At 46.7% G+C, this 11,370-nt stretch carries 8 protein-coding genes and 1 pseudogene; 4 read left to right on the top strand and 5 right to left on the bottom strand.

Features of this window, described 5'->3' with window-relative positions; translation table 11 throughout:
* Positions 1 to 1,668: NACHT domain-containing protein (locus V6C93_RS36300; protein ID WP_333481557.1), on the bottom strand; the 1,668-nt coding region annotated here is incomplete at its 3' end.
* Between the two features lie 439 nt (positions 1,669 to 2,107).
* Between V6C93_RS36300 and egtC the strand changes: the two genes are divergently transcribed.
* Positions 2,108 to 2,917: an ergothioneine biosynthesis protein EgtC gene (egtC, locus tag V6C93_RS36295; protein ID WP_333481556.1), complete on the top strand. Its 810-nt coding sequence runs from the start codon at positions 2,108 to 2,110 to the stop codon at positions 2,915 to 2,917.
* Positions 2,918 to 3,392: 475 nt separating this feature from the next.
* Here egtC and V6C93_RS36290 read toward each other — a convergent pair whose 3' ends face one another.
* A complete protein-coding gene (locus V6C93_RS36290) occupies positions 3,393 to 3,581 on the bottom strand; it encodes a hypothetical protein (RefSeq protein WP_333481555.1) in 189 nt (62 codons plus the stop codon).
* A gap of 398 nt (positions 3,582 to 3,979) precedes the next feature.
* On the opposite strand from V6C93_RS36290, the gene egtB reads away from it, so the two are divergent.
* A complete protein-coding gene (gene egtB / locus V6C93_RS36285; RefSeq protein ID WP_333481554.1) occupies positions 3,980 to 5,266 on the top strand; it encodes an ergothioneine biosynthesis protein EgtB in 1,287 nt (428 codons plus the stop codon).
* Between the two features lie 77 nt (positions 5,267 to 5,343).
* Here egtB and V6C93_RS36280 read toward each other — a convergent pair whose 3' ends face one another.
* The 3 genes from V6C93_RS36280 to V6C93_RS36270 all read right to left on the bottom strand — a co-directional run bounded on the left by V6C93_RS36280 (position 5,344) and on the right by V6C93_RS36270 (position 7,943).
* On the bottom strand, positions 5,344 to 5,913 hold the full coding sequence (locus V6C93_RS36280; RefSeq protein WP_333481553.1) for a Crp/Fnr family transcriptional regulator: 570 nt from the start codon (positions 5,911 to 5,913) through the stop codon (positions 5,344 to 5,346).
* Positions 5,914 to 6,586: 673 nt separating this feature from the next.
* Positions 6,587 to 7,459, bottom strand: coding sequence for a cyanophycinase (locus tag V6C93_RS36275; protein ID WP_349262951.1), 873 nt, complete (start codon positions 7,457 to 7,459; stop codon positions 6,587 to 6,589).
* Positions 7,460 to 7,724: 265 nt separating this feature from the next.
* Positions 7,725 to 7,943, bottom strand: a complete 219-nt coding sequence (locus tag V6C93_RS36270; protein ID WP_333481551.1) for a hypothetical protein — start codon at positions 7,941 to 7,943, stop codon at positions 7,725 to 7,727.
* A gap of 792 nt (positions 7,944 to 8,735) precedes the next feature.
* On the opposite strand from V6C93_RS36270, the gene V6C93_RS36265 reads away from it, so the two are divergent.
* The gene (locus tag V6C93_RS36265; RefSeq protein ID WP_333481550.1) at positions 8,736 to 10,646 is read left to right on the top strand and encodes an acetate--CoA ligase family protein; all 1,911 of its coding nucleotides are present in this window, start codon (positions 8,736 to 8,738) and stop codon (positions 10,644 to 10,646) included.
* Between the two features lie 411 nt (positions 10,647 to 11,057).
* Positions 11,058 to 11,370 (top strand): annotated as a pseudogene (locus tag V6C93_RS36260) (glycosyltransferase family 1 protein); the annotation flags it as partial.

Below are 11,370 nucleotides of genomic sequence, written 5' to 3'. Positions count from 1 at the left end.
TTGGAACAACAACACTTGATGGATTTGCTCATCGTTGAATTTCTCCAGTTCCAGCACTTCAAACTGCGGCGTTTCACCGGTTAAAGCTGCTGTAGACGCCTGCAACTCAGCATTTAGCAGCACCCGCCCTTCCTTCGCCTCTGGAAAATGCTCGGTGCGACAGGTCAAAATTACCTTGCTTCCCGGTACTACAACCTTCGCTAACTCCCAAAAGTTATTTATCATCTCCTGCCGATCAACTCGTGCTGCCATCTCGTCAAAACCATCGAAAATCAGCAGCAGCTTACCCATGCGGTTGAGTTGCTCGAACGCAGAATAACCCGGCAACGGGAGTTCGTGCTTGCGGAAGAAAAACTCGGAAAACAGAGACTCAACACTTACCGCCTTGGCATAGTCGCGCAAAGGGATAACTAAAGGTAGACGAGGACGTTCAAGTCCGCGCTTTTGGGCATCGCGATAGCGTTGCAGTGCCGTCCAAGCATAGTGGAAGGCAAACCAAGTCTTGCCCGTGCCGAACTCTCCCAAAATTGAGATATGCTCTTTAGCTGGGTCATCGAGCCAGAGGTCGATGTAACCATCAATCCAGCCGTCGCGTTCGTCGTAGCGACTGGCTGCTAACTTGCGTTTGGTAATGGGGTCGAACTCTTCTTTCGTGCAAGCAAGTGGGACATACTTTTTCTCAATGTCCCGCCGTTTAACTTCTGCTTCCAACCAGTCGAGATAGCCACTGAAGTCAGCATCCTGATCCAGCAGTTCATCGAAGGTATAGCAGCCAAGGTGACGATTTTCCTCCTTCTCGACTTCATCCCGCGCCGCCCGTGAAATGCGCCTTGCCGTCACTAACCATCCTTCATCTGTTCGTTGCTCCTCTACTGATTGGCGCAACGCCGCCACATCCCTAATTCCCGCCTCTCCCTCAATCCCCCGCACGAGAATGCGATCGTACCGATTCCGCCTTACTGGAATATTGATAATCCACTCAAAATAGCTATCTTCCCAAACCTCATACCGCTCAAAGCGATAGCCCAAGGTTTCAAACCAGCCTCTCATCTGCTGAGCTAAAACAAATGCCCTACAATTCTTTTCCGTTGAGGATTCAGCCGCTGGCAGTGCTGGGTAATCCTGTGCCGCCAACCGCGCCATCTCTGTCCGAATTCCCTCTAGTGTGGGAAGCCTTTCCAGGCGTTGTTGAATATTCTCTATTCTTTTATGTAAGGAGCCTATCTGCTGGTTGGTGAGAACTTCAGCCGGTGTGCGCGATCGCTTAGCCACTTCGATAAACACGGTAGCAAACGCCGCGAACTCTCTATGAACATCAATTCCCAGTTCTCGAATTTCATCCCCTAATGCATACCCATCCAGAAACGCTTCGCCTTCTTTGAGGAGAATCGAAGGATTATTCTGGTCTAATGCCTTGCGGAAAATCTTTTGAATCTCATTTTGCCGGAAAAGTTCAAGGAACGGCTTCGGTTTACCAACGCCATACTCCACCAAGGCGTAAGCATAAACTCCACTGAAATCTGCTGGTGGATGCTCTGAGTCGAGGTTAAATTTCTTTAATAACTTGATGACTGTCTCATTGCGCTGAAGCTTGTCCTTGATCAAAGCGGTAGGACTGACGATATCGGTAATTGCGCCAATGATTGCGTCGAGGGGAATGGGTATCACGGGGATGTTCCTTGGGTTAAAGGACAGAGGTGACATGCAAGCTTAACCGCTATTATGCAAACCTCTGGATAGAGTTGGCGAGTGATATGCCTTAATCTCTTGTGCTCACAGAATATTAGAAACGAGAGAGCGATCGCTGCACAGCTTAGAACTTACACAACGCCTCTATTTGTAGGGTGTGTTAGCGTAGCGTAACGCACCTCGAGCGCTATAAATGATGTAGTTACTAAAAGCGGCTGATTAGGCTAAATCTCTTCAAATATTCAGGTTCCTCTCAGAAAAACAACTTAGTCTTTATATATTGACAGGCTGCTAACGAGTTCGCTCAACGCGGAACCCAGATATATGCACAACGCCTAACACCTAATCAACACCAAAAACTCAAATCAGTCACAATCAGTAGAGAGACAGCTAGTGATGTAACAGGAAATACTTCAGAATGTGCCGATTACTTGGCTACCTTGGCCCTGCCATCCCACTTGACCACTTATTGTATAAACCCGAACATTCGTTAATTGTCCAGAGTTATCAACCTCGTGAGATGACATCTGGCGTAGTCAATGCTGATGGCTTAGGAATCGGCTGGTACCATCCACAACGAAATGTTGACCCCTTTACCTACAAAAGCACCCTGCCAATTTGGAATGAAACTAACCTGCCTGAATTGAGCCGCTATGTTGAGTCAGGGTGTGTGTTGGCCTATGTTCGCAGTGCCACAGCCGGCCAAGCGCTGGATATGAGCAACTGTCAGCCGTTTCGCGAGGGTCGTCTGTTATTAATCCACAACGGTTTTATCAGCAATTTCCGCGAATCTTTGTATCGACCGATACGTGAAAAACTTGGCGATCGCATCTACCAATCCATCAATGGCACCACGGATTCCGAACATATCTTCGCACTGTTAATCAATCAACTGGAGGTATCCCCAAATAGCACAATTATCGAGGCATTACACACCACCTTAATCACGCTCACCGAATTAGCAAAAGCCTATGAAGTCAACTTTTCTGCCAACCTAATTATTAGTGATGGGCATCAACTCGTTGCCAGCCGCTATGCTTACGGTACCACAGCTCCCTCACTTTACTGGCTCAGGGATGACCCAACTTTCCCCGATTCAGTCATGATTGCTTCCGAACCTATATTCGCTGGCAACTGGCATGAATGTCCGCACGGTAGTATTCTCACTGTGGGAAAAAACTTGGAAATCTCATCAATCGACGTTAGTCCTACAGATGCTAGTCAGTAGATGGTTATAGTAGTTCTCAGTTATGTGCGTGTACATCAGAAGAATCAAAGCCTCTCTCAGCTAAAAAAAATTATCTGCTTCCCTCTCCTGTTAGGAGAGGGTTAGGGAGAGGTGGAGAGAGGTTTTCCAGAGAGGTCAGAGTGTACCGCATCCAATCGAGAAGGGCTATATCAATCAACAAAACCAACTTGTAGGGTAGGCATTCCCTATAATTTCTGTCCCAGAGGATTAAAGAATTGACGGTAGGGAATGCCACCTTATGTTTAAATTTTTCCTGCTGCCTAGCTAGAATTGTAGCTAATGTGAGAAGTCGTTAATCCCTGCATCTGTAGTCCCCTGAAAAAACAATTTACAAACCAATAAATCAACCGTTGGACTGATTGATTTTCTACTAAGAGAAAATAAGTTTATCCCAGATAAATTTATAAAATCTGAGATTCACAAGTAGCCATCCTGATATGAGCAATGCCAATTATTACCCACGCCAATCCGGAAAATTACCTTTTAGACAATCTAAAATTTCATCTGTCCAGCGATCTTCTATTGTCATAATCCATGCTTCAAACTTGTCTTCTGTTCTTGAACTTAAAGCTTTATAGTGTAACTTTAACCCAGATTTTTTTTGGTTAATTTGCTTTTTATCACCTAAGATTGTCATGGTCATGGTTAATGTTGAAATTATTAAGCTTTAACAACCGTTGATTTTGAAATTCAATTTTGAATAGTAATAGATTTTTTGAATAATTGCTAGGAATCTAATACCTATAAAAATGTGATGATTATCATGCATAAATGTGATATAGGGTTGGCCTATAAGTAATCTACTATCTACAAATAGGTGACTCGAACAAATCTAATGGGTGAGCAAGGTCACAGGTTGTCAAACTCCAAACTCCAGACCCCAAACGGAAAACCGAGTTCTGCCTCACGGGCGTGGCTGATGGGAGTGTAGCTCCCTATGTTCAACTCAATCCCTGATGGTTCGCATTTCCCCTACCTCTGCCTGAAGATTACTTTCCCCTGACCCCTAACCCCTAACCTTTTTAGAAGAAATTTAGAATTATGTCCCAAAATTCCGGCACAAAGGCTTTGCCCCTACAGATTAGAGAAACCATCCGAGAGGCAATGCATCAGTGCCGAATCGGCACCTTGGCTCTGTTTGAAGGCATCGACGATAGGACGTTTCGGCGACAGGCACATCCAGAATTCAGTCCAGTAGGTTGGCATTTGGGTCACATTGCCTATACAGAAGCCCTGTGGTTACTGCAACGCTGTGCCGGTTACCCTCCAATGTTTCCGGAATATCATCGGCTATTTGCCGCCGATGGCTTGCCCAAGTCAGAACGAGAGAATGTACCGCCACTCGCAGAAATTTATGATTATCTCAATACGGTTAGAACCCAAGTATTCAGCTATCTAGAAACCGCCCCGGTAGAACAGCAAGAACGCCTGTGGCACTTCTTGATTCAGCATGAGAGTCAGCATGGCGAAACGATCGCCTTTGTTTTGCAATTACAACGCTGGCACCTTCTGGAACGGCATCAAGAGATGTGGGTTCAGGGTTCTGCGGCGAATGTCTCATCCTCTGTTCCACTGGTTCCCCCTAGGGATGTAGAGATGAGGGAAATTCCAGCAGGCGAGTTTATGATGGGCAACGACTCGATTGAAGCCTTGGATAACGAGCGATCGCGTCACCGGGTATACTTAGACACTTACTGGATTGACCGCTACCCCGTCACTTGCCGACAGTACCGAGCGTTCATCGAGGCGGGTGGATACCAAAACGAACGTTGGTGGTTACCCGACGGGTGGAAGTGGCTGCAAGAAAATCCCGTGGCTCAACCCCTCTACTGGTCATCGGCTTCAACCTGGGATAATCATCCCGTCTGCGGGGTGAGTTGGTACGAAGCCGACGCCTATGCGAGATTTGTCGGCAAGCGACTGCCAACAGAAGCTGAATGGGAAAAAGCAGCGAGTTGGGATGCTGCAACCGGACAGCCGCAGACCTACCCTTGGGGGCAGGCGATACCCGACCCTCACCGATGTAATCTTGATAATTGCGTTGGGCAAACAACACCTGTGAATACTTACCCACTGGGGCAAAGTGCCTATGGGTGTGATGACATGCTCGGCAATGTGTGGGAGTGGACTGATAGCTGGTTTGACGCTTATGAAGGTTTTGTCAGCTACCCTTACCGAGGCTATTCCCAAGCGTATTTCGACGGACAGCACCGTGTGCTTAAAGGGGGCAGTTGGGCGACCCGCCCAAAGGCAATTCGCTCTAGTTTTCGTAACTGGTATTATCCGAGCATTCGTCAGATTTTGGCCGGGTTCCGCTGTGCCATTTAGCCAACAGAGAGGAAATAGTACAGTTAACTTGTGATAAAAACTTTTCTACTGAATCCTGCTCCGTGAGACCTATTTCATTACAAGCGATCGCGTAACACAATGAAATGACGCTTAGGCCGACAAATCACTCCGTCTCGCTCAAACTCGTTGAGCAGCCGCGTTACTGTTACTCGTGTCGTGCCAATGGCTTCTGCGATCGCTTGATGGGTCAAGCGCAAGTCAATTAGCAACCCCGTTGAAACTTGGCGACCAAATTTCTTGGCTAGCCAGACCAAGAGTTGATGCAAGCGTGAGTGCATCGGTTCATGACGAACAATCATCAAGAATTCTTCGGCTTGTTGAATATGCAATAAGAGCGCATCTAGGGCTTCGTGACACTGGTGCGAAGGGATGTAGTAGACTTCTACACTCGTCAAGCACTGTATTTGATAAGGCTGGATACGAGATAGAGGTTGACCCACTACATCCCCTGGCCCCCAATAGCCAAGTGTTATCAGCATTCCCTCCTCATTCCATGTCAAGGTTCTGACTGCCCCCCATGTAATATGCCACAAGGTATCGGGTTGGAGTGGAATGAAGTCGCGGTAGCTGAAACTCCGCTGTATCGAATTAGCAGCTGAGCTAAGGGTATGAGTTGAAAGAGTCATAACAGCTCGGTATTACTGAAGAAGTAAAGCTCTATGGGTCAACTGAATTAGCAAGCAGTTATCTGAAGAAGTAAGCATCACAAAATCACAGCTCTGCTGGAAAATCAAGCACCAGAAAGTAGCCCTAGTGCCTTTGGTATTTTGCAGAAATCTACGATTTAAGCTACGAGTTGCCGATACGACCCTGATATGAAGACTTTACATGGGGCTTTCCAAAGTATGTGCCCAAACAATTCTTAATTTCATAGAATTTGAGAATTTACCAGGTTTTTGCGTGCGCTCTAATGCAGTAACTCATTAAAAATCATCCAAGCCATCTATCTCAGGATAGAGTTTTATTTATATCCTAAAGCAGAGGCTTTCAATAAGTTAAATAGTATAATTGCTAAGCCTATTCCATTAAATCTTCCAAGGTCGGAAGATGGGAAAAATCATGTACATTATCAGAATTAGTAATTCGTAATTCGTAATTAAAGACGGGTCTTCAGACCCCGACCTGAAATGTCGCTCACCTTCAGGTGGGGTCAAATCTCCGAATGACAATATTAATTACGTTAGCCCAGCGCCAGAGCTTTAGTGAGGACGTAGCCCACTATCAATTACGAATTACGAATTTTGAACTCCCCATCCCCCATCCCCCTATTCCTACGAATTTGATGATTGAACCAAGATTTTAAGCCGATTCAACTAACGGCATCTCCTGGGGTTGAGCATTCGCTTGGTTTGTTGTAGAAACGTTGTTGTCAACAATTGGCTTGCGAGAAACCAAATCAAACCGATAGCCATGTGGCAGGATATGAAGCTTAACTCCACACAGTGCCAAATCTTCATCCTTTAAAATTTGACCCAGGTTGGTATGAGTAATTCCTGATACATCAAGAACGGTAATCGCACCTTCTCCAACAACTTCAATCTGATTATTGGTCACCAAGATCGCTGTATTCTCATCGATACCGAATCCTAAGTTGACCGGCTGTTGTGCCACAGCTGAAAGTAAGCGTCCTATACGTCCACGCTGAGCGAAATGTTGGTCGATTACCACCCCCGGAAGAAACGCCATACCAGGCTCCATCTCCACAATTTCGATGCGGGGATTGGTCTCGGAATCTCCTTCTACAATCATCATATCGGGCATCATGGCTGCTCCCGCACTTGTGCCTCCAATCACGAGTCCTTCAGCCAGCCGTTTGTGAAGCAGCTGATCGAGTTCGGTATCCTTCAAAACGCTGGTAATGCGAGCCTGATTTCCACCTGTAAAAAATACACCCGTAGCCTTTTCAATCGCTTCTAGGTAAGTGGATGAGCTGGCGTCTTCCCGCTCAACGGTATCAACGATGCGAACATCTTCAACTCCCAGCCGCTCGAAGACTCGCATATAGTCTTCGCCAACTTCCCTTGGTAGTTCTGTTGCTACTGTCATCACAATAATTCGAGCGTTGATTCCCCCAGCCCGCCGAACGAATTCCCGGAGAATTGTGCAGTCCCCTTGCTTGTCTTCCGCGCCGCCAATAATCACCAGCTGTCTGTTCGTATCGCTTACAACCATGTTGCCCTTAGCCTTGAGTTCATTCATTTCAATTAAGCCTGAAATTTTTGAACTCTCAAACAGCCGAATGGTAGATTTTTATACAGCAAATAAAAAGGTTTTTGTCAAAAAAAGACCCTTACTCGAAGGGTCGAATGGAAAACAAGTTTCATAAAGGCTAAAGTGTGTTAACGAAGCGCAACCCGATAGCGTTGAGGATAAAGTGTGAAGACGGAGCGTGTAATTAATAACACAAACTCCGTTTTTTAGTATTCGATTCAGTTCCTTAGTGGAAACTGTAGTGATTCTGCTGCTGGCTTGCGATTAAGTTTTCCAAAAGCAAGCGTGCACGTTCTAGAGGAAAATGCTTTGGTTTGCCGTTGGCAACGATCTGGTACTCATCGCTGTATTGACCATCGCCATAGCCAGAAATTAGTTTGAGGTGAAACGCTTCTTCAGCGAGTTTTCGGACTTCATCTCTCAGAGAAGTTTTTGTGCTATTCATCTCTACTGCCTCCTAAGGCTTTCTTCTATTTATTCAATCGCGTGGTTTCTCTAACCTCTCTCAAAAGTTGTATCATTTGATACAAAATCCTTCTATCCTAGGATTGACCAGCAAAATACATCCTCTTTTGAGTGAGCAGAGAGTGAGTGAGAGGAGCGAAGTTTGGGCGCGATTCCACTAACCCTCATAACGCCACTTTTAGGCCAGCCCGATCTGTTAGCGCTCACACAAAGCGCACTACCGCTTCAGCGATAGGCTCTGGGATCAGTACTAGCTCTCTAGGGCGCGATCGCCATAACACCGCCCTATTTGGTCACATTTACGCTAGCGCACATGAAGCCATTGCGCTTGAGAAGCCTCATCTCATCACAAGCAAAGCGCGACGCAAGCCCTTGAGGGTTAGCGAGTGAGTCAGGCCAAAGAACACACGCCTCGCGAATGCGTCCATTCCCTAAAGCCCGGTCTTGAGTTGCAGTCCTTAGTACTATCTTCACCTCGTCGGTCACATTAGCAAACTTTTTTATCTTCTCTTAACAAAAAAATCCTGATTATGGAGGGTATCCTCCCGACCTCTAGATGTCCTCCGATAGAGGAAAACAGAGCAGCGATCGAGATAGGTTCAATTGGGAGAAGATTTCAGGCGAAAAATGGGTGAGATGCCCAACCCTTAGGCTGAATCAATGAGCTAAGTCGTAGCCGTCAAGGTTAAACCTGATCCAACAATCAAGGGGTTTGTTGTCAGCACGAGTCAGTCTATACATTCTTGAATGTTTAGAGATAAGGAGATCATGAATGATTTTAGAGATAAATACGGATACCCTTCGCATCAATGCCAGAAATACCGATGCATTTGATATATTTAACATCCAACATTACATCGGTCCAAATCCCTACTTGGAGACAGCCGCGCTAGTCTTTGATTTTGCCTTGACGGGTCATTTGCCACCTCGACCGATTGAGGACTATATCGCAATTATTAGCGATCGCTTCCCAGATTTGAGTGAACCAACCTACGACTCCTTCGCCCAGCTGTTCGCCCGAACGGTATCCGAAGCGGGAAAACTCGACATGGGGCTGCACCTTGACCGCTGGAATCTCAAACCGTATAAGGATTACATCAGGGTTAGCGTCCAAACCCTTCATGCCCGTACTCAGCGAGGCGTAATTTACGCCGTTTGGGACTGGTTTGAAGCCATCACTCAAGGCGAAGAATTTTTATTTGAGGAACAGATCAAAGCGCTTCAGGAAACGTTCCGGCGTTCTGTCTACGGTGGCCCGACCGTCTACGCCTTGCTCCGTACAGCCGGGGATCAAGGGATTCCTGCCTTTTATCTGTGGGATGAAGGACTCATGCAATATGGCTATGGGAAAAAGCAAGTTCGCGGCAGCGCAACAACCTTTGACTGTGATAGCCATCTAGACTCTGACTTTACCACCCGCAAGGATGACTGTAAGGCGTTTCTGAGCAATCTTGGCTTTCCCGTACCTCAAGGGGATGTTGTTGTCAGCTGCAAGGAAGCCTTGAACGTAGCCAAAACGATTGGCTACCCTGTAGCCGTCAAGCCTGTAGCCGGTCATAAAGGGATTGGGGTTACGGCTGAGGTGCAAAACGCCGAGGAACTAGAATTTGCCTTTGATAGAGCACTCGATGCTATTCCTGAGAACCAAGCAACACAGATTATCGTCGAAAAGAGCATTTCTGGGGTAGATTTTCGCTTGCTCTGTGTTAATGGTAGATTCGTCGCCGCTACCGAACGCCGTCCCGCCTCAGTCGTGGGTGATGGCTATTCAACCATTGCAGAGTTAATTGAGCGCGAAAACCGTAAGCCAGAACGTACAGACTCAGCCACCTCACCTCTAGGTAAGATTCAGTCTGATGACTCTATGGAACGGTATTTGGGCGAACAAGGCTTATCAACAGATAGTGTGATTGAAAAAGACCGCACGGTCTATCTGCGCAAAGTCGCAAATCTGTCAGCGGGAGGCTTGAGTATTGATGCGACTCGAACGGTTCACCCTGACAATATCATCCTGGCGCAAGACATTGCGCAGCACTTCAAGTTGACTTGTCTGGGTATCGATGTCATTGCCCAAAGTTTGGCAAAATCCTGGAAATCCGGCAACTTTGGCATTATTGAAATCAATGCGGCTCCTGGCATTTCTATGCATCTTAGACCGGCTGTTGGTGAAAGCGTCGATGTGCCCTCACATATCCTTGACACCTTCTTTGAGTCGGGTACGGCTGCCAGGATTCCGATTATCACCTTTAACCGGATTTCTGTTCAAGACCTCCAAGAAACGATTGACCATATTCTTCTGCAACACCCAGACTGGACAATTGGTGCTGTGTGTCGTGATGCTGTCTTCGTCAATCGTTCACAGAAAAACCTTCATCGGGACTACAACAAGAACGTCCAAAACTTACTACGCCATCCCAAGCTTGACCTATTGATTGCTGAGTATGGGGAAGATGCACTAGAAAGAGATGGCATGTTTTATCATGGCAGCAACATGGTCGTTCTAGATAATCCGACGGAAACGGAAATGATGCTGACGCGGGATATTTTTGACCACTCAATTGTCGTGATTAAAGAAGGAGATAATGTCTCAATCCGACGGGAGGGTTTGATAGAACAGTACACTCTGGGTGCCACTGAAGTCTTTACTCGTGTCCATTTGAAGGAAATCGGAACCCTCTTATAATACTGCTCACTGTTCACGGGTCACTGAAAAGGAAAAAGCTCTCTTGCCTTACCTAAACAAGAGAGCTGGTTTCGTCTGTGGTGTGAGGAGCAGACCAATATATTCAGCTCTGCTCAACTCTTAGGATACCCAGTAAATATGACGAAAATGTGACGATCGCATAGCAGGCCAGCAAGGTGGGTGACACGCCTAACAAAAGTAGGATGGGTCGTGACGTATCCTAAGGTGAATGTCACTGACTTAAGAAATCTCCTACCTCACCAACCAACCCTTGTGCAGGGGGTCTCTAGGTAGGCACTCCGTCCCCCAGTGGGGGGTTTGGGGGGTTTCCCCCCAAACTGGGTTTTTTTCAAAGAACGATTACTTCTTGCTTAAGTCAGTGCCATTCAAGCTAAAAACCCGAGTGATTTGATGAAAATTATCCAAATTGTGCCCACACTTCCCCCAGCCATTGATGGTTTGGGGGATTATGCTTTGAATCTTGCTCGTCAACTGCGTCAAGGATTTGCTCAGGAGACGCATTTTGTTGTGGGTAATCCAGCTTGGGAGGGTGAAAGGACGATTGAAGGGTTTCCCATCACTGTTTTGCCGAAGCGTTCTGGAGCAGCAGTGTTATCATCCCTACTTAAGGTTTGCTCCTCTCCCGCCCCGGTTCTACTGCATTATGTCGGGTATGGTTATGCCAAACGGGGCTGTCCTTTGTGGTTAGTCGATGGCTTACAGC

It is taken from the genome of Allocoleopsis sp., assembly GCF_036703385.1.
In the GTDB taxonomy this organism is placed as follows: domain Bacteria; phylum Cyanobacteriota; class Cyanobacteriia; order Cyanobacteriales; family Coleofasciculaceae; genus Allocoleopsis.
Note: the sequence above shows the minus strand (reverse complement) of the source record. Positions and strands in the feature narration are given on the sequence as shown.